This window comes from Actinacidiphila sp. DG2A-62 (assembly GCF_035825295.1).
Lineage (GTDB): Bacteria > Actinomycetota > Actinomycetes > Streptomycetales > Streptomycetaceae > Actinacidiphila.
Genome location: NZ_JAYMGI010000002.1, coordinates 8,451,907 through 8,474,983 on the forward strand (window position 1 = coordinate 8,451,907; position 23,077 = coordinate 8,474,983).

18 protein-coding genes and 1 pseudogene are annotated in these 23,077 nt (G+C 74.5%); 9 read left to right on the forward strand and 10 right to left on the reverse strand.

Going from position 1 to position 23,077, the window contains the following annotated elements; genetic code table 11:
• Nucleotides 1-36 precede the first annotated feature (36 nt).
• From VSR01_RS37095 to VSR01_RS37120, 6 genes are all read left to right on the forward strand, one after another.
• Complete coding sequence (locus VSR01_RS37095; protein ID WP_326453352.1) at nt 37-1,422, forward strand: AI-2E family transporter; 1,386 nt, start codon at nt 37-39, stop codon at nt 1,420-1,422.
• 97 nt (nt 1,423-1,519) lie between these two features.
• Nucleotides 1,520-2,962: an NADP-dependent phosphogluconate dehydrogenase gene (gene gndA / locus VSR01_RS37100; protein ID WP_326453353.1), complete on the forward strand. Its 1,443-nt coding sequence runs from the start codon at nt 1,520-1,522 to the stop codon at nt 2,960-2,962.
• Between the two features lie 82 nt (nt 2,963-3,044).
• The gene (locus VSR01_RS37105; protein ID WP_326453354.1) at nt 3,045-3,401 is read left to right on the forward strand and encodes a PRC-barrel domain-containing protein; all 357 of its coding nucleotides are present in this window, start codon (nt 3,045-3,047) and stop codon (nt 3,399-3,401) included.
• Nucleotides 3,402-3,473: 72 nt separating this feature from the next.
• Nucleotides 3,474-3,635, forward strand: a complete 162-nt coding sequence (locus VSR01_RS37110) for a hypothetical protein (protein ID WP_326453355.1) — start codon at nt 3,474-3,476, stop codon at nt 3,633-3,635.
• 304 nt (nt 3,636-3,939) lie between these two features.
• Entirely contained in the window at nt 3,940-4,773 is an 834-nt protein-coding gene (locus tag VSR01_RS37115; protein WP_326453356.1) for a GH25 family lysozyme, read from the forward strand.
• 85 nt (nt 4,774-4,858) lie between these two features.
• Nucleotides 4,859-5,881, forward strand: a complete 1,023-nt coding sequence (locus VSR01_RS37120) for a PHP domain-containing protein (protein ID WP_326453357.1) — start codon at nt 4,859-4,861, stop codon at nt 5,879-5,881.
• Here VSR01_RS37120 and VSR01_RS37125 read toward each other — a convergent pair.
• Nucleotides 5,823-6,698, reverse strand: a complete 876-nt coding sequence (locus VSR01_RS37125; RefSeq protein WP_326453358.1) for a 3-keto-5-aminohexanoate cleavage protein — start codon at nt 6,696-6,698, stop codon at nt 5,823-5,825. The genes VSR01_RS37120 and VSR01_RS37125 overlap by 59 nt on opposite strands.
• Before the next feature lie 159 nt (nt 6,699-6,857).
• The gene (locus VSR01_RS37130; RefSeq protein WP_326453359.1) at nt 6,858-8,951 is read right to left on the reverse strand and encodes a cellulose binding domain-containing protein; all 2,094 of its coding nucleotides are present in this window, start codon (nt 8,949-8,951) and stop codon (nt 6,858-6,860) included.
• Nucleotides 8,952-9,225: 274 nt separating this feature from the next.
• Here VSR01_RS37130 and corA point away from each other — a divergent pair, with 274 nt between their 5' ends.
• A complete protein-coding gene (gene corA / locus VSR01_RS37135) occupies nt 9,226-10,209 on the forward strand; it encodes a magnesium/cobalt transporter CorA (protein ID WP_326453360.1) in 984 nt (327 codons plus the stop codon).
• Nucleotides 10,210-10,284: 75 nt separating this feature from the next.
• On the opposite strand, the gene VSR01_RS37140 is transcribed toward corA, so the two are convergent.
• Both VSR01_RS37140 and VSR01_RS37145 read right to left on the reverse strand, forming a co-directional pair.
• Nucleotides 10,285-12,645 (reverse strand): glycoside hydrolase family 65 protein, encoded by a 2,361-nt coding sequence (locus VSR01_RS37140; protein ID WP_326453361.1) that lies wholly within the window; start codon nt 12,643-12,645, stop codon nt 10,285-10,287.
• The gene (locus VSR01_RS37145) at nt 12,642-13,385 is read right to left on the reverse strand and encodes an HAD family hydrolase (RefSeq protein ID WP_326453362.1); all 744 of its coding nucleotides are present in this window, start codon (nt 13,383-13,385) and stop codon (nt 12,642-12,644) included. Before VSR01_RS37145 ends, VSR01_RS37140 begins: the two co-directional genes overlap by 4 nt.
• Nucleotides 13,386-13,880: 495 nt before the next feature.
• Here VSR01_RS37145 and VSR01_RS37150 point away from each other — a divergent pair, with 495 nt between their 5' ends.
• Nucleotides 13,881-15,296 carry an alpha/beta hydrolase gene (locus VSR01_RS37150; protein ID WP_326453363.1) on the forward strand — a complete coding sequence of 472 codons (1,416 nt, stop codon included), beginning with the start codon at nt 13,881-13,883 and terminating at the stop codon, nt 15,294-15,296.
• Nucleotides 15,297-15,372: 76 nt separating this feature from the next.
• On the opposite strand, the gene VSR01_RS37155 is transcribed toward VSR01_RS37150, so the two are convergent.
• From VSR01_RS37155 to VSR01_RS37180, 6 genes and pseudogenes are all read right to left on the reverse strand, one after another.
• The gene (locus VSR01_RS37155; protein WP_326453364.1) at nt 15,373-16,332 is read right to left on the reverse strand and encodes a carbohydrate kinase family protein; all 960 of its coding nucleotides are present in this window, start codon (nt 16,330-16,332) and stop codon (nt 15,373-15,375) included.
• Nucleotides 16,333-16,551: 219 nt separating this feature from the next.
• The gene (locus VSR01_RS37160; RefSeq protein WP_326453365.1) at nt 16,552-17,541 is read right to left on the reverse strand and encodes a zinc-dependent alcohol dehydrogenase family protein; all 990 of its coding nucleotides are present in this window, start codon (nt 17,539-17,541) and stop codon (nt 16,552-16,554) included.
• Nucleotides 17,538-18,443: a carbohydrate ABC transporter permease gene (locus VSR01_RS37165; RefSeq protein WP_326453366.1), complete on the reverse strand. Its 906-nt coding sequence runs from the start codon at nt 18,441-18,443 to the stop codon at nt 17,538-17,540. The genes VSR01_RS37160 and VSR01_RS37165 overlap by 4 nt, the downstream gene beginning before the upstream one ends.
• Nucleotides 18,443-19,411, reverse strand: a complete 969-nt coding sequence (locus tag VSR01_RS37170; RefSeq protein WP_442785623.1) for a carbohydrate ABC transporter permease — start codon at nt 19,409-19,411, stop codon at nt 18,443-18,445. The genes VSR01_RS37165 and VSR01_RS37170 overlap by 1 nt, the downstream gene beginning before the upstream one ends.
• A gap of 1 nt (nt 19,412) precedes the next feature.
• Nucleotides 19,413-20,782 (reverse strand): annotated as a pseudogene (locus VSR01_RS37175) (ABC transporter substrate-binding protein).
• 87 nt (nt 20,783-20,869) lie between these two features.
• Entirely contained in the window at nt 20,870-21,631 is a 762-nt protein-coding gene (locus VSR01_RS37180) for a DeoR/GlpR family DNA-binding transcription regulator (RefSeq protein ID WP_326453367.1), read from the reverse strand.
• Nucleotides 21,632-22,102: 471 nt separating this feature from the next.
• Here VSR01_RS37180 and VSR01_RS37185 point away from each other — a divergent pair, with 471 nt between their 5' ends.
• Nucleotides 22,103-22,969: an NAD-dependent epimerase/dehydratase family protein gene (locus VSR01_RS37185; RefSeq protein ID WP_326453368.1), complete on the forward strand. Its 867-nt coding sequence runs from the start codon at nt 22,103-22,105 to the stop codon at nt 22,967-22,969.
• Nucleotides 22,970-23,077 lie beyond the last annotated feature (108 nt).

Sequence of the window (23,077 nt, forward strand, 5' to 3'; positions counted from 1 at the left end):
CGGTGACCCGGTCACCGCCCCGAGGGAGACGCCGCCATGCCCGACACACCGGCCGACGCCGCCGCGCTCGCGGCGCCCGCGAGCGCGGCGGGCCCCGGACCGTCGGCCGCCCCGGCCGCGAGCGGACCCGGGCCGCACGACCCCGCGCCGCCTGGCTCCGAGGCGGGAGCCGTGACCGCGGCACCCGCCGGCGCCGGAGCGGGGGCGGTGACCGTCGCACCGGTCGGCCACGGAGCGGGAGCCGTGCCGACCACCGCGCCCGCCGGCTCCGGAGCAGGAGCCCTCCTGACCGCCGCACCGCCCGGCCCCGGAGGGGACGCCGGGGCGGCTGCCGCCGCGCCCGGCTCCCCGCCGGACGGCCCCGCGCGCCGCCCGCGCCCCGCGGGGCCCGGCGCGCCCGCGCGCCGCTCGTGGTTCGCCGCCGGCTTCACCGCCGCACTCGGCGCGGTCCTGGCCTGGACGCTGGCGCAGGCCGTACTGCAGCTGAGCACCCTGCTCAGCCTGCTGCTGCTCTCCGGCTTCATCGCGGTCAGCCTCGAACCGGTGGTGGCGTGGCTGTGCCGGCGCGGACTGCCCAGGGGCTGCGCGGTGGCCGGCGTGGTGCTGGTCCTCACCGCCGTGCTGGCCGGCTTCGTCGCCCTGGTCATCCCGCCGGTGAACGCCGCCATCGCCGCGCTCACCGACGGCGTGCCGCGCTGGCGCCGCCAACTGCACGACCACCGCTCCGCGCTGGGCCGGCTGGAGGACCACTACCACGTCATCGAGAAGGCCCGCGCCCAGCTCGGCGCCGGGCTGGGCGCCTCCGACCTGGCGGGCGGGGTGCTGGGCGCCTGGCTGGTGGTCGGCGCCCTCACCTCCACGGTCGTGGTGATCACCGTGACCCTGTACGTGATGGCCGCGCTGCCGGCCATCAAGCGGTTCTGCTACCGCTTCGTGCCCGGCACCCGCAGGGCCCGCGCCGAGCGGGTGGCGGAGGAGATCCTCGGCCGGGTCGGCCGCTTCATGCTCGGCAACATCGTCACCTCCGCGGTCGCCGGACTGGCCACCTTCGTGTGGTGCGAGGCGATCGGCGTGCCGTACCCGGCGGCGCTCGGCTTCTTCGTCGCGCTGATGGACATGATCCCGGTGATCGGCTCCACCGTCGGGGGAGTGGTGGTGAGCTTCGTGGCGCTGTCGGTGTCGCTGCCCGTCGCGCTCGCCACCGCCGTCTTCTACATCGCCTTCCGGGTCGCCGAGGACTACCTGATCATGCCCCGGGCGATGAAGTTCGCGGTGAACGTGCACCCGGTGGTCACCGTCGTCGCGGTGCTGGCCGGCGGATCGCTGCTCGGCGTCATCGGCGGTCTCGTCGCCATCCCGGCCGCCGCCGCGCTCGGCATGGTGCTGGACGAGTTCGTCTTCCCGCGCACCGACGCGTCCTGACGGATTCCGCCCGTTCGGCGGTACGAAACAATCCCCGCCGCCGCGCGGTTGCCCATACTGGCAGCGAGCGGCACCAAGATCTCTCGGGGAGTATCACATGAGCGCAACGGCGGACATCGGCGTCACCGGACTGGCCGTGATGGGCAGCAACCTCGCCAGGAACTTCGCCCGCCACGGCCTGACCGTGGCCGTGCACAACCGCAGCAAAGCCAGAACCGACGCCTTGATCAAGGAGCACGGCGAGGAGGGGACGTTCGTGCCGGCGGCCACCGCCGAGGAGTTCGTCGCCTCCCTGGAACGGCCGCGGCGGCTGATCATCATGGTCAAGGCGGGCGAGCCCACCGACGCGGTGATCCGCGAGTTCGCGCCGCTGCTGGAGCGCGGCGACGTCATCATCGACGGCGGCAACGCCCACTACGAGGACACCCGCCGCCGCGAGCGCGAACTGCGCGAGCAGGGCATCCACTTCGTCGGCACCGGCATCTCCGGCGGCGAGGAGGGCGCGCTCAACGGCCCGTCCATCATGCCCGGCGGCTCCGAGGAGTCCTACGCCTCGCTCGGCCCGCTGCTGGAGCGGATCGCGGCCAAGGCCGGAGACGGCAGCCCGTGCACCACGCACATCGGCCCGGACGGCGCCGGCCACTTCGTCAAGATGGTGCACAACGGCATCGAGTACGCCGACATGCAGCTCATCGCCGAGGCGTACCACCTGCTGCGGTCGATCGGCGGCTACGAACCGGCGCAGATCGCCGAGGTCTTCCGCACCTGGAACACCGGCCGGCTCGACTCGTACCTCATCGAGATCACCGCCGAGGTCCTCGCGCACACCGACGCCGCGACCGGCCGGCCGTTCGTCGACGTGGTCGCCGACCAGGCGGAGCAGAAGGGCACCGGCCGCTGGACCGTGCAGAGCGCGCTGGACCTCGGGGTGCCGGTGTCCGGCATCGCCGAGGCGGTGTTCGCGCGCTCGCTGTCCGGCCACGCCGACCTGCGCGCGGCCTCCCGCACCCTGCCGGGGCCCGGCGCCACCGCGCTCGGCGGCAAGGACGCCGAGGCGTTCGCCGACCAGGTCGAGCAGGCGCTCTACGCCTCCAAGATCGTCTCCTACACCCAGGGCTTCCACCAGATCCAGGCCGGCAGCGACGCCTACGACTGGAACATCGACCCCGGCCGGGTCGCCGCGATCTGGCGCGGCGGCTGCATCATCAGGGCCGCCTTCCTGGACCGCATCACCGCCGCCTACGACGCCCGCCCCGACCTGCCCAGCCTGCTGTCCGACCAGCGGTTCGCCGAGGAGATCGGCGCCGCGCAGGAGGACTGGCGCGCGGTGGTCGGCGCCGCGGTGGCCGGCGGCGTCCCGGTGCCGGGCTTCTCCGCCGCGCTCGCGTACTACGACGCGCTGCGCGCCGAGCGGCTGCCCGCCGCGCTGACCCAGGGTCAGCGCGACTTCTTCGGCGCGCACACCTACCGGCGCACCGACCGCGACGGCTCCTTCCACACGCTGTGGGGAGGCGACCGCCACGAGGTGAGCACCGGCTGACAGGCGTAACGACCGGCGGCCGGGGCAGGCGACCGGCGAAGGCGCCGGGCCCCCGCGAACGGGCGAACCGAGGAGGGCAGCGATGATCCGACCCGCTGATCTGCGCGAGTGGCGTGACCACGACGTGGTCGACGAGTCGAACAACAAGATCGGTGTGCTGGAAGCGGTCTACGTGGACACGGGCACCGACGAGCCCTCCATGGCCACCGTGCGCACCGGACTGCCCACCCGGCACCGGCTGGTGTTCGTGCCGGTGGACGACGTGACCGCGGGCCCCGGCTACGTGCGCGTCCCGTACCCCAAGTCGCTGGTCAAGTCGGCCCCCTCCATCGGCACGGACGACGTCCTGCCGGTGGAGGACGAGGAGGCGATCTTCCAGCACTACGGGCTGCCGTACAAGCCGGGTGCGGAAGGGGTGCGGCAGCTGGCCCGCCGCTGACCGCCGCACCTCCCGCGCCCGTGCCCGCCCCCCAGCGCCCGCCGCGCCGCCGCCCGTGAAGGAGACAGGACGATGACGCTCTTCCTCTCGCTGATCATCCTGGCCATGGTCCTCGGGCTGATCGGCGCCGTGGTCGGCGGCCTGCTCTGGCTGCTGGTGATCGCCGTCGTGCTGTTCGTCGCCGACCTGTTCTACGGCTACCGGCGACTGCGCAGCAGCAGGCCGGTGCGCTGAGCCGCGGTCGCCCCGCCAGGACGCCGGCCGCCCACCGGACCCGTAATTCGGGCGAACGCCCGTAAACCGTACGGACGTTCGTCTGCGGCGTGCGCATCCGCCCGTCGAATGTGCGGGATCGGCAACAAAGCGCGGCCGGGGGGTTCGAAGCGGTCCGCGGCGGTGCAGCGGAAGAAGTAGGCGCTCGCCGTCGCGGCGCCCCCTGATCCGGGGGCGCCGCGGCACGGCGCCGTACCGCCGCACACCGCCACCACCCGGCCCGCCGCGCGCACCGCGGCCGCGTCCGGGCGAAAGGAACCGCCCCATGACCGTCAGCGGAATCGACGTCGCCTCCTACCAGAGCACCTCTTACAGCACCGCGGGACTCGGCTTCGTGTTCGTGAAGGCCACCGAGGGCACGAGCTACGTCAACCCGCACCACGCCGGACAGGTCGCCACCGGCCGCGCCCACTCCCTGGTGGTCGGCCACTACCACTTCGCCCGGCCGGGATCGATGACCGCGCAGGCCGCCTACTTCCTCAAGCAGGCCGCGCCCAAAGCGGGCGACGTGCTCGCCTTCGACTGGGAGGACGCCGGCGTCTCCGGCGCCGACAAGGACGCCTGGATCAAGCACGTGCAGGCCGAGATGCCGCACAACCGCGTGCTGCTGTACTGCAACCGCGACTTCTGGCTGAACCGCGACACCACCTCCTTCGCCGGCGACGGGCTGTGGATCGCCGACCCCGGCGCCGCCGCCGGTCACCCCCGCGTCGAGCACCACTGGACGATCCACCAGTACAGCGAGGCCGGCGGGCTCGACCGCGACGTGGCCAACTTCACCAGCGTCTCGCTGCTGCGGGCCTGGGCGGCCAAGGGCGGCCCGGCGCCCGCGTACGAGCCCTTCCCCGGCTCGGCCTGGTTCACCGTCGGCCGCCGCTCGCCGATCGTCGCCGCCATGCACGACCGGCTGGTCGCGGTGGGCTGCGACCACTACCGCAGCAGCGCCAACAAGGACGTGATCGGCTCCGGCGACATCGCCTCCTACGAGGCGTGGCAGCGCAAGTACAACACCGAGCACCACAAGGGCTGGAGCGGCGACGCGCTCAAGTGGCCGCCGGGGAAGGAGACCTGGGACGCGCTGCACGTCCCCAACGTCTGAGCGGCGCCGTCCGGCCGGCCCGCCGCACGGGTGACGCCGCGTCCGGGCCCGTTAGCCGGGCCGGGACGCGGGAAAAGCGCTGACCATGGAGCCGATCGAGGCGCTGGAGCGGATCGCGTTCCTGCTGGAACGGACCGGGGCGCCCACCTACCGCGTGCGCGCCTTCCGCAACGCCGCCGCGGTGCTCGCCGCGCTGCCGCGGGCCGAGCGGCGGGCGCGCGCCCGCGACGGCTCCCTCACCCGGCTGAAGGGCATCGGCGCCACCACCGGCCGGGTGATCGCCGAGGCAGAGGCCGGCCGGGTCCCGGGCTACCTGGCCGACCTGGAGGAACAGGCCCGCACCCCGCTCGCCGAGGGCGGCCGGGAGCTGCAGGCGGCGCTGCGCGGCGACTGCCACGTGCACTCCGACTGGTCGGACGGCGGCAGTCCGATCGAGGTGATGGCGCGCACCGCCCGCGACACCGTCGGCCACGAGTGGACGGTGCTCACCGACCACAGCCCGCGGCTGAAGATCGCCCGCGGCCTGACCGCCGACCGGCTGCTGCGCCAGCTCGACGAGGTCGAGCGGATCAACGCCGAGCTCGCCCCCTTCCGGCTGCTCACCGGGATCGAGTGCGACATCCTCCCGGACGGCTCGCTCGACCAGCGCGACGACCTGCTCGACCGGCTGGACGTGGTGGTCGCCTCCGCCCACTCCGAACTGCGCATGGCCGCGCCCGCCTTCACCCGCCGCCTGGTGGCCGCCGTCTCCAACCCGCTGGTCGACGTGCTCGGCCACTGCACCGGCCGGCTCATCGGCGAACGCACCCGGCCCGAGTCGGCCTTCGACGCCGGGGAGGTCTTCGCCGCCTGCGCCCGGGCCGGCGTCGCGGTGGAGCTGAACAGCAGCCCGCACCGGCTCGACCCGCCGCGCCGGCTGCTGGACCTGGCCCGCGACGCGGGCACGCTCTTCGCCGTCGACAGCGACGCGCACGCCCCGGGCCAGCTGGACTGGCAGATCCACGGCTGCGCCCGCGCGGAGGCGGCCGGCATCCCCGCCGAGCGCGTCGTCACCACCTGGAGCGCCGACCGCCTGCTGGAGTGGACCCGGCACCGCCGTGTCCGATGACCTCCAGCGCGGCGCGCACCAGCGACGCGTTGTCCGGCGCCGGAGCGCCGTCCGGCAGCGTCAGCACGTCCTCCAGGCCGATCCTGGTGTCCAGTCCCCGCTCGGCGGCCAGCCCCAGCACCGGCCACGCGCCGCCGTCCTCGCCGTGCAGCAGCACCGGCACACCGCGGAGTCCCCGCCTCCCCGACCCGCCGCGCCGCGCCCCGGCCCCGCTGCCGCCCGCCCCGACCGCGCTGCCACCGGGGCCGCCCGCCGTGCCGCCCGCGCCGTCTCCGGCCCCGCCGTCGTCCGCCAGCTCGGCGAGCAGCCGCAGCGCGGCGGCCGGCGCGGTCCGCGGGTCGGTGTCGGTGACCTCCGCCAGCACCCGCAGCACCCGCCCGGCGTGCGGCCAGGCCCGCAGCCGCGCCACCGCGTCGGTGCCGGAGAACACGCCCGCCTCGATCCTGACCCCGACGCCGAGCAGCGCCTCCGCGACCGCCTGCGCGCCCTCCTCGTGCCAGTTGACCGACGCGTGGTCGGGCAGCACCGACCAGGACCGCACCAGCGCCGCGCGCCGCGCCGGATCGGGCTCGGTCCACGCGCCGGTGGTGACGCCGACCGGCACGCCGGGCGCGCTCGCCCGCACCGCCGCGACCGCCGCGTCCACGAACACCGCCGCCATGGTGTCCGCGCCGTCGCCGTCCCTGGGGTGCAGGTGGACGTCCCGGGCGCCCGCGGCCACCGCCTCGGCCGCCGCGTCGCCCAGCTCCCGCGCGGTCATCGGCAGCGCCTCGCACACCGCCCGGTCCCGCGATCCGTTCAGGCACACCTGCAGCATGTCGTGATCCTCGCAGCAGGCGGACGGGGGCGCCGCCCGCCGTGGGCGAATCGGGTGCACCCGGGCGGCGGAGGCCCGCTGCCCGGCTCCCGCGGCGGGGAACCGGGCGAACGGTCCGGACCGGGCGAGCGGTCCGGACCGGGCGGGCCGGTACGCCGGTCAGGTCGTCGTGCAGACCGTGCCGTTGAGCGTGAACACCGTCGGCGGCGGGTTCGCGCCGGTGTTCGCCCCGGTGAAGCCGAAGCTCACCGAGTTCCCGCCGTGCGCGGCCAGCGTGCCGTTCCAGTCCACCGGGGTCGCCACCACGTCCTGGCCCCGCGTGCTGACGTTCGCGTTCCAGAAGCCGGTGACCGACTCGCCCGTGCTGGGGAAGCGGAAGGCCAGCGTCCAGCCGGTGATCGGCGCGGGGCCGGTGTCGGTGACCGTCACGTTGGCGTTCCAGCCGTTCCCCCAGCCGGCGGTGACCTGGTACGACACCGCGCAGTCGGCCTCGGCCGGAGTGCCGGTGCGCACCGTCACCGGGTCCGAGGGCCGCGACAGCCGCCCGGACGAGTCCCGCGCCAGCACGTTCCAGGTGAACGTGGAGCCGGGGGTGAGGTTGGGCACGGTGACCGATCCGCCGGTGGAACTGCCCAGCAGCTCGCTGACCGCGCCGACCTGCCGGTAGACCTCGTACCGGTCGGCCTTGCCGCCGGTCGAGGGGTTCCAGGCGACGGTCGCCGAGGTGGCGCCGGCCGCGGTGACGTGGACCCCGCCGGGGGCGGACAGCGCCGAGGCGGTGCCCGCCGCCTGGTGCAGCGTGATCGTGGTCAGCGAGTACGGCGGCAGCGCCACCGCGCCGGTGTCCGTGGTCGTCGCCGTGTCGATCGCGTTCGCCCCGTCCCGGAAGGTCGCCACGGTCGCCGACGCGGGGTCGGGGCGGAAGCCGGAGTAGTGCAGCGCGACCTGCCGGGCCGCGGCCGGGTCCTTGTTGATCAGCAGCACGCTCAGGTCGCCGTTCGCCTGGTGCACCGCGTGCGCGGCCACCAGCGGGTCGTCCGTGGCCGCGCCCACCAGCTGGTCGCCCGGCCGGCCGAGCCGGCTGAGCATGGAGATCGCGTGGTACGTCGGGAACGGCGTGTTCAGCGGCGGTTCGCAGACGCTGCCCACGCAGGTCCCGCTGGACAGGATGCCGTAGTCCCCGTAGTCGGTCGCGCCGTCTGGGGCGGTGCTGATTGCGGTCGGCCCGTTGTGGGTGTCCCACCAGTCGACGGTGAACACCCCGCTCTCCAGCGCGGTCGCGTAGGCGTCGGCCCCGAACAGCGCGTCCGGCTGGGTGTCCTCGTCGACGTTGGAGTTGACCTCGGTCAGCGCGATCGGCGTCCTGGCGGCGCCGTTCGCGTCCAGCTGCGCCCGCAGCTGGGCGAGTTCGCCGGTCAACTGGGAGGTCGTGCCGAGCGCCTGGGCCGCGTCGGAGCCGCCGGGGTACCAGTGCACGATCACGAAGTCCGCCTTGCCGGCGATCAGCGGGATCACCGTGTGGTTCCAGTCCGCGCTCTCGCCGTCGGCCATCACCCCGTCCGGCCAGTTGCCGGGCATCGTCAGCACCGCGCCGACCTTCACCGTCGGGTCCACCGCCTTCATCGCCGAGGCGTAGGCGACCACGTTGCGGCCGTAGGCGGCCGGCGAGGTGTCGGCGTGGTCGTCGCGCTCCCAGCCCGAGCCGTAGTGCCCGTTGCCGTACAGCTCGTTGCCGACCTCCCACAGCTTCGCGCCGTAGCCCTTGGTGACGTTGGCGTAGCGCACCCAGTCCGCCGCCTCCTGCGGCGTGCCCGAGCCGTAGTTCGCGATCAGGATCGGCTGCGCCCCGATCTTCTTGACCGTGCCCATGAACGCGTCGAAGTCCGTGCCGGGCGCGACGTAGCCGCCGGGCGCGGTGTTGTCCTGCCAGTGGTAGAGGTCCCCGTACGAGCCGCCCGGGTAGCGCAGCGCGCCGATGTGCGCCGACTGCAGCAGGTCCTGCACGTCGGGGGCGTTCATCTGGGCGTCCCACACCGCGCTGTTGAGGCCGTAGGCGGTGTCGGGGATGGTGCCGCGGCCCTCGGCGGCGTTCACCGTCACGTCCACCGCGGCCGGCGCGCCGTCGGCGTGCGGAGCGGGATCGGCGGCGGCGGGCCCACCGGCCAGCAGGGCGGCGCCCAGCGCCGAGACGGTCAGCGCCGCGGCGGCGCGGGCGCGCCAGGGCGCGCGGGACTGGGCTCTTGGGAAGTGCACGGGTTCTCACCTTCGGCAGGCGGGACGTGGGGGGTGCGCACACGTGTGGGAGCGCTCCCATATTTGGCGTCCGCGACCCGGCTGTCAATGGGCCCGCGCCGACCGGGCGCGGCTGCCGGGATGACCGCGCGCCGAGCGGGAAGGTGCAAGGGGTCCCGCGACGGCGCGGGACGCCCCGCGGCGGCCCGCCGCGCCGCGAGGTCGCGTCGCGGGCCCCGGGACGTGGCCGGGCGGGCGCGCGGCACGGCGACGGGACGAGGAGAGGCGGACACGGGTGATCGTGGACTGGGCGGTGTACGACAAGGGGCGCCGCGACGAGCGGCCGGGCGAGCTGCGCGAGGCCATCGCCCGCGCGCGGGACGCCGCCGACGCCTTCGTGTGGGTCGGCATGCGCGAGCCGACGCCCGACGAGTTCGACCTGCTGGCCACCGAGTTCGGACTGCACCCGCTGGCCGTCGAGGACGCGCTCAAGGCCCACCAGCGCCCCAAGATGGAGGTCTACCGCGACGCCCTGTTCACCGTGGTCAAACCGCTGTCCTACGACGACGACGCGGCCACCGTCACCGCCGCCGAGCTGATGGTCTTCATCGGCGAGTCCTTCGTGGTCACCGTCCGGCACGGCGAGGCGGCGACCGCCGCGGACGTCAGGAAGCGGCTGGAGGACGACCCGCGGCTGCTCAGGCGCGGCCCGGTCGCGGTGCTCTACGCGATCTGCGACAGCGTCGTGGACGACTACCTGGAGATCGCCGCCGAGCTCCAGGTCGACCTGGAGGAGCTGGAGGAGCAGGTCTTCGCGCCCACCGGCGGCGACTCCGCCCGGGTGGCCGGGGTGATCTACGCCTTCAAACGCCAGGTGCTGGAGTTCCGCCGTGCCACCGGCCCGCTCAGCGAGCCGATGGCACGGCTCGCCTCCGGCACCACGCCCTTCGTCGGCGACGGCACCCGCGCCTTCTTCCGCGACGTCGCCGACCACCTCTCACGCGCCGGGGACGCGGGGGAGGGGCTGGACCGGCTGCTCTCCGACATCCTGGCCGCGCACCTCACCCAGGTCGGCGTGCGGCAGAACGACGACATGCGCAAGATCTCGGCGTGGGCGGCCATGGCCGCGGTACCCACGATGATCGCCGGCATCTACGGCATGAACTTCCGCCACATGCCCGAGCTGCGCCAGGTCTGGGGCTATCCGGCGGCGCTCGGCGTGATGGCCGTGGTCGTCGCGCTGCTCTACCGGCAGTTCAAGCGCCGCGGCTGGCTGTGACCCCGGGGGCCGCGGCCCCCGCCGCCCGCCGGCTGGCCGCGCGCCCGCCCGCCGTCATCGCTCGCGCTGCACCCGTCACCGCTCGCGCTGCGCCCGGCGACGCGGCGCGCGCCCCGGCGGCTGCTCGGGCTGCGGCAGGTGCTTGAGCTGCGGCAGGTCACGCACCACCGGCGCCGCGGAGGTCAGCGTGAACGGCTCCTCGTAGTGCAGGATCTCCAGCGGCTCGCCCTCGGCCAGGGTGTACGTCGCCGAGGCCGGCCGGACCTCCACGCGCAGCCGGCGGCCCCGGAACAGCAGCCGGAACGCCAGCCGGCTCAGCGCCCCCGGCAGCCGCGGCGCGAACCGCAACGAGTCCCCGTCGAACAGCCGCATCCCGCCGAAGCCGGCCACCAGCGCCGTCCAGGTGCCGGCCAGCGCGGCGATGTGCAGCCCGTCGCGCGCGTTGTTCTCCAGGTCCTCCAGGTCCATCAGCGCCGTCTCGCCCAGGTAGTCGTAGGCGAGCTGCAGATGGCCCACCTCGGCGGCGACCACCGACTGGCAGTACGCGCTCAGCGAGGAGTCCCGCACCGTCAGCGGCTCGTAGTAGGCGAAGTCCCGGGCCTTCTGCTCGGGCGTGAACGCGTCCCCGCGCAGGTACAGCGCCAGCACCAGGTCCGCCTGCTTGACCACCTGCTTGCGGTACAGGTCGAAGTACGGGTAGTGCAGCATCAGCGGGTAGCGGTCCACGCCGGTCGCCGCGAAGTCCCAGCGCTGGTGCCGGGTGTAGCCCTCGGACTGCTGGTGGACGCCCAGCTCCTCGTCGTACGGCACGGTCATCGCCGCCGCCGCGTCGCGCCAGGCCGCCGTCTCCTCGTCGGTGACGCCCAGCGCCGACGCGTGCCGCGGATGGCGCTCGGCGGCGTCCGCCGCGGCCAACAGGTTCGCCTGGGCCATCAGGTTGGTGTACGTGTTGTCGTCGGCGACCGCGCTGTACTCGTCGGGGCCGGTCACGCCGTCGATGTGGAAGGCGCCCGCGTGGTCGTGGTGGCCCAGCGAACGCCACAGCCGGGCGGTCTCCACCAGCAGTTCCAGCCCGGTCTCGGCCTCGAACACCTCGTCGCCGGTGGTCGCCACGTACCGCACCACCGCGTCCGCGATGTCGGCGTTGATGTGGAAGGCGGCGGTGCCGGCCGGCCAGTAGCCCGACGCCTCGTCGCCGTTGATCGTCCGCCAGGGGAACGCCGCGCCCCGCAGGCCCAGTTGGGTCGCGCGCTCCTTGGCCGTCGGCAGCGTGTTCTGCCGCCAGCGCAGCACCTCGGCGGCGGCCCGCGGCGCGGTGAAGGTGAGCAGCGGCAGCACCACCGTCTCGGCGTCCCAGAAGGTGTGCCCGTCGTAGCCGGAGCCGGTCAGCCCCTTCGCCGGGATCGCCCGCTCCTCGGCCCGCGCGCCGCTCTGCAGCACGTGGAACAGCCCGAACCGCACCGCCTGCTGGATCTCGGTGTCGCCGTCGATCTCGACGTCCGCCTGCTCCCAGAAGTCGTCCAGGTACGCGCGCTGCTGGTCCAGCAGCCCCTGCCAGCCGGTGTCCCGCGCGCCGACCAGCGCCGCGTCCGCCTGGTCGCGCAGCGCCGGCAGCGACCGCGCCGCCGACCAGCCGTAGCCGACGAACTTCTCGATCCGCAGCCGCTGCCCGGCCTCCAGCACCGAGGTCACCGTGAGCCGGGCCACGTCGGCGGCCGACTCGCTCGACAGCTGGGTGCCGTCCGGGCCGCTCACCCGGTGGTCGGCCGCGGCGGCCAGCCGCAGCCCGCTGCGGGCGGTGGAGTGGATCAGCCGCAGCCGGGTGCCGTCGGCGAAGTGCTCCTCCGGCCGCAGCGGCGACTCCAGGGCCGCGGCCACCCGCGGATCGCCCGGCTGGTGCGGCAGCTCCTCGTTCGCCGCCAGCTCGGACTGCACCACCACCCGCACCTGCTCGTCCAGCGGCTCCACCTCGTAGGCGATCGCCGCGACCGCCCGCTGCTTGAAGGACACCATCCGCACCGACGTGACCCGCACCGCGCGCCCGGCCGGCGACACCCACTCGCACCTGCGGCGCAGCACGCCGGTCCGCATGTCCAGCTCCCGCTCGTGCCGGCGGACCGTGCCGTAGCGCAGGTCGAACGGCTCGTCGTCGACCAGCAGCCTGATCAGCTTGCCGTTGGTGACGTTGATGACCGTCTGACCGGACTCCGGGTAGCCGTAGCCCGCCTCCGCGTACGGCAGCGGGTGCAGCTCGTGCAGGCCGTTGAGGTAGGAGCCCGGCAGGCCGTTCGGCTCGCCCTCGTCGAGATTGCCGCGCCAGCCGATGTGGCCGTTGGACAGCGCGAACACCGACTCGCTCTGCGGCAGCAGGTCGAGGTTCAGCTCGCACTCGCGCAGGCTCCACGCCCCGACCTCGTACGCCGGGTCGGTGATCATGCGGGCACCCCGATCAGCTCCGCCAGGTCCTTCACCACGACGTCCGCGCCGTGCTTGCGCAGCTCCTCGGCCTGCCCCACCCGGTCCACGCCGACCACGTGGCCGAACCGGCCCTCGCGCCCGGCGTCCATGCCGACCAGCGCGTCCTCGAACACCGCGCACTGCGCGGCGGTCATGCCCAGCTCGCCGGCCGCGTACAGGAACGTGTCGGGCTTCGGCTTGCCGCGCAGTCCCAGCTCCCTGATCGTCACGCCGTCCACCCGCACCTCCAGCAGGTGCTCGATGCCGGCCGAGACCAGCACGTCGCGGCAGTTGGCGCTGGAGGAGACCACGGCCGTGCGCAGCCCGGCGGCGCGCACCGCCTCCAGGTAGCGCACCGACCCCGGGTAGGGGCGTACGCCCTCGTCGCGGATCTTCCGCAGCACCAGCTCGTTCTTGCGGTTGCCCAGCCCGTGGACCGTCTGCGCCCGCGGCGGGTCGTCCTCGTCGCCCTCGGGCAGTTCGATGCCGCGCGAGGCCAGGAACGTACGGACGCCGTCGCCGCGCGGCCGGCCGTCCACGTAGGCGTCGTAGTCGCCCACCGGGTCGAAGGGCCGGAAGCCCGGCCCCTGCAACTGCTCCAGGAACGAGTCGAACATCTCCTTCCACGCGGCCGCGTGCACCAGGGCCGTCGGGGTGAGGACGCCGTCGAGGTCGAAGAGGCAGGCGCGCACGCCGCCGGGCAGACCGATCTCCGTCATGCACCAGCTTGTGCCCCCGATCGGCGGCCGGAATGCCCCCCGCCCAGGAAGTCCCCCGACTCGCCGAACGCCGCGGGCCGCCGGGTCGGCAGCCGCCGCGCATCCGGTCCGCGCGCCCCGCTGCCCGCGGCCGCGGGCCCCGCGCTCCCCGGTCGACGCGCACCGGGCCCCGCGGCCCGGCGCGGCGGGGAAAACCCCCGGGCCGGTCCACCGGCACGCCGGATGGGCGCGCGCCCCGGCGCTGCCGCAGGCTGGAGACGCCGGACGCCCCGGGTCGAAACGCCGGCCCGGAACGCCGGCCCGGAACGGCGGCCCGGCACGGTGGCCGGGACACCCCGGGCTCGGACGCCCGGTCCAGGCACCCCCGGTCCGGACACCCCCGGCCCGGAAGCCCCAGTCCGGACGCCCCCCGCCCGGAACCGACGCCCCGACACCCGGACCCGACCCCATCCGACCCCGACCCGAAGCCCGGACCCCGCCTCCCGAGGAGCCGCCGTGCAGACCCGCCGTGCCGCCGTCCTGTCCGCAGCCGCGCTCGCCGCCACCGCGGCGGCCACCGTGGCGACCGCCTCGGCCGGGCGCGCCGCGGCCGCCGCGGGTCCGCCCGGTCACGGGCGTCCGCGCCCCGGCGAGGGCCGGGGGGACCTGGTGCGCGTCACGCTCCCGGCGCCCGGCGGCCCGTATCCGGTCGGCACCCTGGCCCTGCGCCTGGTGGACCCCGCGCGCCGCGACCCGTGGACCGGGCGCGGCCGGCGCGAGCTGATGGTGTCGGTGCGCTACCCGGCCGCGGCGGTCGCCGGGTTCCCCGCCGCGCCGCAGATGCTGCCCGGCGAGGCGGCCGGCTTCGTCGCGCTCAACGGCCTCGGCGACGTGCCCGCCGACCGGGTCGACTGGGCGGCCACCTGGACCCGGGCGCACACCGGCGCGCCCGCCGCCTCGGGCCGCCGCCCGGTCGTGCTGTACTCGCCGGGCGCCGGCGACCCCCGCTCGCTCGGCACCACGCTCTGCGACGACCTGGCCTCCCGCGGCTTCGTCGTCGTCATGGTCGACCACACCTACGACGCGTGCGCGGTCGAGTTCCCCGGCGGCCGTGTCGAGACGAGCGTGCTGCCCGCCGAACTGGCCGAGGCCGTGCCCGACCCGGAGCACCCGGACCCGGTGCGGGTCGCCGCCCTGCTGCGCAGGGTGCTGGGCGTGCGGGTGGACGACCTGCGCTTCGTGCTCGACGCGCTGCCGGCGGCGCTGGCAGCGGCGGCGACCGGGAGCGCGGACCTGACCAGGACCGGGTCCGTGACCGGGACCGGGTCCAGGTCCGTGGCCGGGTCCGTGACCGGGACCATGGCGGGGCCGCGCGCCAGGACCGCTGCCGACTCCCTGCGCGCGGCGGCCGACTGGAGCCGCGTCGCGGCGTTCGGCCAGTCCGCGGGCGGCTTCGCCGCCCTCCAGGCGACGCACGACGACGCCCGGCTGCTGGCCGCGGCGGACCTCGACGGGGTCGTCGCGTACGTCCAGGAGGACTCCGACACCGGCTTCCTGTCGACGGTCGCCGCCGACGGCGTGGACCGTCCGTTCCTGCTCGTCGGCAGCGACGGCAACACCCGCCGCACCGTGCCCTCGTGGGACGCGCTGTGGCGCAACAGCCGCGGGCCGCGGGCCGGTTTCACGCTGCACGGCGCCGCGCACGGCAGCTTCACCGACTTCGAGGTGATCGTGCCCCAACTGGCCCGCAGGCTGGGGCTGTCCGAGGCGACGGTGGCGCGGGACATCGGCACCGTGCCGCCGCGCCGGGCCGTCGCCGCCGACCGGGCGCTGCTGGCCGCGTTCTTCGGCCGGTGGCTGCGCGACGAGGACGACCACGGCCTGCTGGAGGGCCGCTCCCGGCGCCATCCGGACCTGCGGCCCTTCAGCTGAGCCTCAGCCTTCGACCGCCGCTGTCGGCGCGACCCTCACCCTGAAGTCGAGGTCGACAGTCGCCGTCCGTCCGTGCTCAGCCGGCGTCCTCCCGCAGCTCCGCGGCGGTCGGCGGGTCCGCGCCCTCGCGGGTGCAGGTCAGCGCCGCTGCCCGGGCGGCCAGGGTCAAGGCGCGCAGCACCGGCGCGGCCGGCGCCGGCCCGTCCGTCGCCTCCGCCAGCGCCGCCCGCGGCCCTTCGCCGGCACCGAGCAGACCCGCCGACAGCAGCCCCGCGAGCAGCGCCGAGGTGAACGCGTCGCCGGCCCCGACGGTGTCCCGCACGGCGATCACCGGGGCCGCGACGTGCACACTGCCCCGCCGCCACCAGGCGCGCGCACCGCGCCCGCCCATCGTCAGCACCACCAGCGCGGGACCGCCCTGCTCCGCCCAGCGGGCGGCGGCCTTGGTCGGCTCCACGCCCGGGTACAGCCAGGACAAATCCTCGTCGCTCGCCTTGACCACGTCGCTCGCCGCCACCAGACGCTCCACCCGGGCGCGTTCGCGCTCCGGCGGACCCAGCAGCGCCGGGCGCAGATTGGGGTCGTACGACACCGTCGCCGCCGCCCGCGCCCCCTCGACCAGGTCGAGCACGGTGTCGGCGCCCGGCGGCAGCCCGGCGGCGATCGAGCCGGTGTGCACGTGGGCCGCCGGCCCGCCGCGCACCGCCCGCACCGCCGCCGCCGACAGCTCCCAGTCGATGTCGAAGTCGTAGGTCGCCGACCCGGCGCCGTCCAGCCGCGCGGTCGCGGTGGAGGTGGGCGCGTCGTCCACCGATCCCGTGACGAACTCGACGCCGCCGGCCTCCAGCCGCTCGCGCAGCACCGTGCCGAAGAAGTCGCGGCCGACGCGGGTCGCGAAGCGCACCGGGTGGCCGAGCCGGCCCAGGCCCAGCGCCACGTTCGCCGGGCTGCCGCCGGGCATGCCGCGCCGCTCCCCGTCCGGCCCGACCAGCACGTCGGTGAGCGCCTCGCCGATCACCAGGGCGGCCTGCGCCATGTCGCCTCCTCGTTCCGTTCCCGGCCGTCACCGCCGGCCGTCGTCCTGCGGCCGTCCCCGGCCATGGTCCGCCATCGGGTCCCGCGCGCTCCACTGCCCGCGGCGCCGTCCGCCGCCGCGCCGGCCGCCCGTGGACACGGCGCGCCGGGCGGCGGGACACGTGCGGGGCGAGGGCGGGACCGCGGACGGCGCCGCGGGCGGAGCCGCGGGCGGGATCGTTTACGGGTTCACCTGGATCTTGCGGCCCTGGCCCGCCTTGAAGCGGTCGAGCGCCGCGGCGTAGTCCACCAGCGGCAGCCGGTCGCTGATGAACACCTCCGGGTCCAGCACCCCGCCGGCGAACAGCTCGGCGGCCCGCTCGTAGCTGTGCAGCACCGCCATCGACCCGGTGATGGTGATCTCCTGGTTGTAGATCCGGTACGGGTCGATGGTGGCGCGGGCCGCGTAGTCCGCGACGCCGAACTGCAGGAAGGTGCCGCCCTTGCCGACCCGGCCGAGGCCGTCCTGGATGGCCTTGGCGTTGCCGGTGGCGTCGATCACCACGTCCCAGCCGCGCGGCCGCTCGATCGCGTCCGCGGTGGTCGCGGTCTCGCTCACGCCCAGGGCGCGGGCGGTCGCCAGCCGCTCCTCGTTGAGGTCCACCACGTCCACGGTGGCCGCGCCGGTGCGCTTGGCCAGCTCCAGCATCATCAGGCCCATCGTGCCCGACCCGTAGATCAGCACATGCGAGGCGAGCGTGGAGCGCAGGATGTCGTAGCCGCGCACCGCGCAGGACAGCGGCTCGATCAGCGCCGCGTCCTCGGTGCGCACATGGTCGGGCAGCTTGACGCAGTTCGCCTCCGGCGCGACCGCGAACTCCGCGGCGCCGCCGGGGACGGTGACGCCGATGGCGTTCCACCGCTCGCACAGGTTGGAGCGGCCGATCCGGCAGTAGTGGCACTCGTGGCAGTACAGCGACGGGTCCACCGCGACCCGGTCGCCGACCGCCAGCCGCTCCACCGCGGCGCCCGCCGCGACCACCTCGCCGGCGAACTCGTGGCCCGGCACGATGGGCAGCGTCGGGGCGAACTCGCCCTGGAGGATGTGCAGGTCGGTCCCGCACAGACCACAGGCGGCGACCCGCACCACGACCTCGGACGGGCCCGGCGTCGGATCGTCGACCGTCTCGATGCCGACGACGCCGGGCGAGCTGATGACGGCAGCTTTCACTTGACCGCTCCTAGAGAGAGTCCTTGGACGAGCTTGTCCTGCGCGGCGAACCCGGCGGCCAGCACCGGCAGCGAGATGCACACCGCCGCGGCGCACACCTTCGCCAGGAACAGGCCCTGGCTGGTGACGAACGAGGTGAGGAAGACCGGCGCGGTGCCGGCCACCACCCCGGTCAGCACCCGGGCGAACAGCAGCTCGTTCCAGCTGAAGATGAACGAGATCAGCGCGGTGGCCGCGATGCCCGGCATCACCACGGGCGCCACGATCCGCACCAGGATCGTCGGCAGTCCCGCGCCGTCGATGGAGGCGGCCTCCATGATCGCCGAGGGCACGTCGGCGAGGAACGAGCGCATCATCCACACCGCGATCGGCAGGTTCATCGAGGTGTAGAGCAGGACCAGCAGCCAGATGTTGTCCAGCAGGTGGGCGTTCTTGGCGATCAGGTAGACCGGCAGCAGGCCGGCCACCGCGGGCAGCATCTTGGTGGACAGGAAGAAGAACATCGCGTCCGACCACTTGCGCACCGGCTTGATCGACAGCGCGTACGCCGCCGGGATCGCCAGCACGAGCACCAGCAGGGTGGAGCCGACGGCCGCGGTCAGCGAGTTCTCCAGCGGCGGCCAGGGACTGACCCCGGTGCCGGAGCCGAAGAACTCGCGGTAGCCGTGCAGCGTCAGCGAGGCGCCCAGGTGCGGCGGGTTCGCCGCCGCGTCCTGCTCGCTGTGCAGCGAGGTGAGCACCATCCAGGCGAAGGGGAGGAAGAACACGATCCCGCACACCCACGCCAGCAGGCCCAGCAGGGTGCGGTTGCGGCGCTCGCGCGCGGCGGCCGGAGCGGTGGCGGCGCGCCGCGCCGGCTCGCGGGCGGCGCAGGCCGTGGGGGCAGCGGCGGTCGGGGCCATCAGCGGATCTCCTCTCGCAGCAGCGACGAGACGGTGCGCAGCGCGAAGGTCGCCACGATGATCGACAGCACCACCACGATGACGCCCTCCGCGGACGCCTGCCCGTAGTCGTGCGCCTGGTAGAAGGTGCTGTAGACGGCGTACGGCAGGTTGGCGGTGCCGAGCCCGCCGGAGGTGAGGGTGAACACGGCGTCGAAGTTCTGCACCACGTACACCGTGCCCAGCAGCGCGGCCAGCTCCAGGTAGCGGCGCAGATGCGGGAAGGTGAGGTAGCGGAAGATCTGCCAGCTGTTCGCGCCGTCCACCCGGGCCGCCTCGATCACGTCGGAGGGGCGGGACTGCAGCCCGGCGAGCAGGATCAGCATCATGAACGGCGTCCACTGCCAGATCAGCGACGCCTCCACCGCCAGCTTCGGCGACTGCGACAGCCAGTCGGGCTGCGGCGCGTTGTCGCTGCCGAACAGCTTCCACAGCCAGTTCAGGCTGCCGTTGATCAGGCCGTACTCGGCGTTGTAGATGGCGTGCTTCCACAGCAGCGCGGACGCCACCGGCACCACCAGGAACGGCGTGATCAGCAGGGTGCGGACGATGCCGCGGCCGAGGAACTTGCGGTCCAGCAGCAGCGCCAGCCCGAGCCCGAGCACCAGGCTGACCAGCACCACGGCCACGGTGAGCACCACGGTCGTCGTCATGGACGAGCGCAGCTCGTGGTCGGTGAACTCGGCCTTGTAGTTCTGCAGCCCGGCGAAGCCCTTGTTGCCCGGGTCCAGGGCGTTCCAGCGCATGAACGAGATCACCAGGGTGCCGACGAAGGGCAGCTGGGTCACCACGATCATGAAGACCAGCGCCGGCAGCAGCGGGGCCCTGCGGGACCACGCCCCGCGCGGCCGGGCGCGCGGCGGGGAGGCGCCCGCGCGCCCGGCCGCCGTACCGGCGGCGGAGGACAGTGACACGGTCGGGGTGCTCATCTCACTGCCCCGCGTACTTGTCCGCGACCTTCTGGGCCAGCGACTGGCTGGTCTTCAGGGCGCTGTCCACGCTGGTGTGCCCGGCGATCGCGGAGCTGATCTCCTGGGACACCTTGGTGCCCAGGTCGGTGAACTCCGGTATGCCGACGAACTGGATGCCCGGGCCGGCCGCGGCTGCACGCCCGGGTTGGCCGGGTCGGCCGCCTCCAGCGCGTTCAGCGTGGGCTTGGCGAAGGCGGACGAGGCGTTGACGTAGGCGGCGTTGCTGTACGTCGAGGTGCGCTTGCCGGCCGGCACCCGGGACCAGCCGAGCTTGGTGCCGACCAGGTTCTCGTAACCCTTGCCGGACGCCCAGGAGATGAACTTCCACGCGTCCGACTGGTGCTTGCTGGCCTTCTGCACGCCCCAGGCCCAGGTGTACAGCCATCCGGAGCTCTTGGTCTTGTCGACCGGCGCCGGCACGTAGCCGATCTTCCCCGCCACCGGCGAGTCGGAGGCCTCCAGCGAGCCTGCCGCTGACGTGGCGTCGTACCACATCGCGACCTTGCCCTGCTCCAGGTCGTTCAGGCACTCGGTGAACCCGGACTGCGGGGCGCCGGCCTCGCCGTGCTTGCGGACCAGGTCGACGTAGAACTTGGTGGCCTGGGTGAAGGCGGGGCTGTCGACCTGCGCCTTCCAGTCGGTGTCGAACCAGGTGCCGCCCATGGTGTTGACCACCGTGGTCAGCGGGGCGATCAGCTCGCCCCAGCCCGGCTGGCCGCGCAGGCAGATGCCCTTCATACCGGGCTTCGCGCCGTCCGCCTTCGCCGCCAGGTCCGCGACCTGCGCCCAGGTCGGGTTCGCCGGCATGGTCAGGCCCTTGGCGGCGAACACGTCCTTGCGGTACATCAGGAAGGAAGACTCACCGTAGAACGGCTCGGCGTAGATCTGACCGTTGTACGTCAGCGACTTCTGCATCGCGGGCAGGATGTCGCTCTGCGCGAAGGCGGTGTCGGCGTTCGCCTCCGAGGTGAGCGGCGCCAGCCAGCCGTTCTTGGCGTAGATCGGCGTCTCGTAGTTGCTGATGGTCGCCACGTCGTACTGGCCGGCCTGGCTGGAGAAGTCCTGGGTGATCTTGTCGCGGACGTCGTCCTCGGGCAGCACGGTGAAGTTGACCTTGATGCCGGTGGACTTGGTGAAGTTGGCCGCGGTGAGCTTCTGCAGGTCCACCATCTGCGGGTTGTTGACCATCAGCACGTTCAGCGAGTGCGATCCGGACCCGCCGCCCGATCCGCCGGCTCCCGAGCAGCCCGCGGCGAGCAGGGTGCCGCACAGGGCGAGGGCGAGCGGGGGCAGTACGCGGCGGGTCGTTCTCGACGCGGGGAGTGTCATGACGCGTCCCTTTCATGACAGGGGTGGAGGGTGTGCAGGGGGGAGGAATGGGGATCGGAGGGGAAAAAGGGCGCGCCGACCCGCGGGTCAGACCCTGAAGACGCGCGGGCCCAGCAGTGTGTAGCGGTGCGCCTCGGCGCTGGACAGGCCGGTGTCGGTGACGATCGCCTCGAAGTCGCCGACCTCCGCGAAGCGGCAGAAGCTGCTCGCGCCGAACTTGCTGTGGTGGCCCATGAACACCCGGCGCCGCGAGACCCGCAGCGCCTTGGCCTTCACATCGGCGACCACCGGGTCGGGCGTGGTCAGCCCCAGTTCCCTGGAGATGCCGTTGGAGCCCATGAAGGCCAGGTCGATGACGAAGCCGGAGAGCATCTCGCAGGCCCAGGAACCGACGGTGGCCAGCGTCCGGGCCCGCACCCGACCGCCCAGCAGCAGCACGGTGGTGTTGGCGGAGTCCGCCACCGCCGCCGCGGTGGACAGCGAGGCGGTGACGACGGTCAGCGGACGGTCGCCCGGCAGCAGCGCGGCGAGGAGCTGGGGGGTGTAGCCCTCGTCCACGAACACGGTCTCGGCCTCGCCGAGCAGCTTGACCGCCTCGGCGGCGATCCGGCGCTTGTCGGCCACGTGCAGCGTGACCCGCTGCGCCAGGTCCGTCTCGAAGCCGGCGCCCTCGACCGGGTACGCGCCGCCGTAGGTGCGGCGGACCAGCCCGCGGCGCTCCAGCACCCCAAGGTCGCGGCGGATGGTCTCCGGCGCCACCCGCAGATCGGCGGCCATGGCGGTGACCTCGACCTGCCCCTGGTGCCGTGCGAGGGCGAGGATCCGGTGCTGGCGTTCTTCTGCCCGCATGAGGCCACCCGCCTTCCGTCGCGTTGGATTCGTCGTCGTATCCGGTCCGGGCAGCGTGTGCCCGGTGATGCCCGCAGAAGAGTTATACCGCTGGGGTTCTGCCCGGCCAGGGCCCATAACGGACGCGTTCCGGCCCGGTTTCGCCCGAAGCCGGAGAGAATCCGCGCAGGTCAGATGGCTATGGTGAAAATCACTGTGACGACGGCACTCCACTGGGGCGTCACGACTGCCCGTTTCGGGCCCTGCCCGATAGCGGGCATCTACACGTATCGGGCGGGGCGGCGGCAGCCGGTCGCCCCCGCGCTGGCCGCCGCCGCGGCCCGCTCCGCCGGGCCGCGCGCCCGCCCGCGGGCACGCTGATGCCCGCCGGGCATCACAGCCGCGCGATCCGGTCTTGGACGCGAGACCACCGGCGCACCGACGGTGGAGACGTACGCCCCTCGCGTACGCACGACCGAAAGGCTGTCTCCCATGCGTGTCTTCCTCACCGGCGGCTCCGGCTACCTCGGCGCCGCCACCGTTCGGGCGCTCGTCCGGCGGGGCCACGACGTCAGCGCCCTGGCCCGCAGCGAGCGGTCGGCCGCCGCGGTGGCCGGACTGGGCGCCGACCCCGTGCCCGGCGACCTGACCGACCTCACGGTGCTGCGCGACGCCGCGCGCGCCGCCGACGCCGTGATCCACCTGGGCGTGGACTACGCCGCCGACACCGCCGCCCGCGACCTCGACGCCGCCCTGGCGATGCTGGACGGCCTCGGCGGGCGCGGCGCCTACGTGCACACCGGCGGGCTGTGGGTCTACGGCGACACCGACGGGGTGGCCGACGAGGACGCGCCGCGGCGGCCACCGCGGATCACCGCCTGGCGCGAGGCCAACGAGCGGCGCGTGCTCGCCGCCGCCGCGGCCGGCGCCCGCCCGGTCCTGGTCATGCCCGGCGTGGTCTACGGCCGCGGCGGCGGCCTGATCGAGACGTACTTCGCCGAACCGGCCCGCGCCCACGGCGCCGTCCCCCGCATCGGCGACGGCGCGGGCCACTGGGCCGTCGTCCACGTGGACGACGCCGCCGAGCTGTACGCGCTCGCGCTCGACGCCGCGCCCGGTTCCGTCTACGGCGCCGCGGCCGACGAGCAGCCCACCCACGCCGAGATCGTCCTGGCGGTCAGCCGCGCGGTCGGCGCACCCGGCGCGGTCGAGGTCCTCACCCCGGCCGAGGCGGAGCGGCGGATGGGTCCGATCGCCGAGCCGTTCGGCTTCGACCAGCGGTTCAGCGCCGCCCGCGCCCGCAAGGAGCTGGGCTGGGCTCCGGCCCACCACGACGTGCTCGGCGAACTCGCGTCCTGATCCGGGCGGGGCGGGGCGCTGCCCGGCGGGGAGTCCGCGGCACCGGCGGAGCCGGAGCACGGACGGGGCCGCCGCGGGCGGCCCGCCCCGGCCCCGCTCCAGCGGACC

Bases quoted from the DNA above. Each gene is read 5' to 3' on its own strand.
- VSR01_RS37140 (WP_326453361.1), bottom strand. From the start codon at position 12,645: ATGATCACCGACCCGGCGTACGAGGTCGGGGCGTGGAGCCTGCGCGAG.
- VSR01_RS37115 (WP_326453356.1), top strand. From the start codon at position 3,940: ATGACCGTCAGCGGAATCGACGTCGCCTCCTACCAGAGCACCTCTTAC.
- VSR01_RS37145 (WP_326453362.1), bottom strand. From the start codon at position 13,385: ATGACGGAGATCGGTCTGCCCGGCGGCGTGCGCGCCTGCCTCTTCGAC.
- VSR01_RS37170 (WP_442785623.1), bottom strand. From the start codon at position 19,411: ATGAGCACCCCGACCGTGTCACTGTCCTCCGCCGCCGGTACGGCGGCC.
- gndA (WP_326453353.1), top strand. From the start codon at position 1,520: ATGAGCGCAACGGCGGACATCGGCGTCACCGGACTGGCCGTGATGGGC.
- VSR01_RS37110 (WP_326453355.1), top strand. From the start codon at position 3,474: ATGACGCTCTTCCTCTCGCTGATCATCCTGGCCATGGTCCTCGGGCTG.
- VSR01_RS37095 (WP_326453352.1), top strand. From the start codon at position 37: ATGCCCGACACACCGGCCGACGCCGCCGCGCTCGCGGCGCCCGCGAGC.
- VSR01_RS37180 (WP_326453367.1), bottom strand. From the start codon at position 21,631: ATGCGGGCAGAAGAACGCCAGCACCGGATCCTCGCCCTCGCACGGCAC.
- VSR01_RS37105 (WP_326453354.1), top strand. From the start codon at position 3,045: ATGATCCGACCCGCTGATCTGCGCGAGTGGCGTGACCACGACGTGGTC.
- VSR01_RS37185 (WP_326453368.1), top strand. From the start codon at position 22,103: ATGCGTGTCTTCCTCACCGGCGGCTCCGGCTACCTCGGCGCCGCCACC.
- VSR01_RS37165 (WP_326453366.1), bottom strand. From the start codon at position 18,443: ATGGCCCCGACCGCCGCTGCCCCCACGGCCTGCGCCGCCCGCGAGCCG.
- VSR01_RS37125 (WP_326453358.1), bottom strand. From the start codon at position 6,698: ATGCTGCAGGTGTGCCTGAACGGATCGCGGGACCGGGCGGTGTGCGAG.
- VSR01_RS37120 (WP_326453357.1), top strand. From the start codon at position 4,859: ATGGAGCCGATCGAGGCGCTGGAGCGGATCGCGTTCCTGCTGGAACGG.
- VSR01_RS37155 (WP_326453364.1), bottom strand. From the start codon at position 16,332: ATGGCGCAGGCCGCCCTGGTGATCGGCGAGGCGCTCACCGACGTGCTG.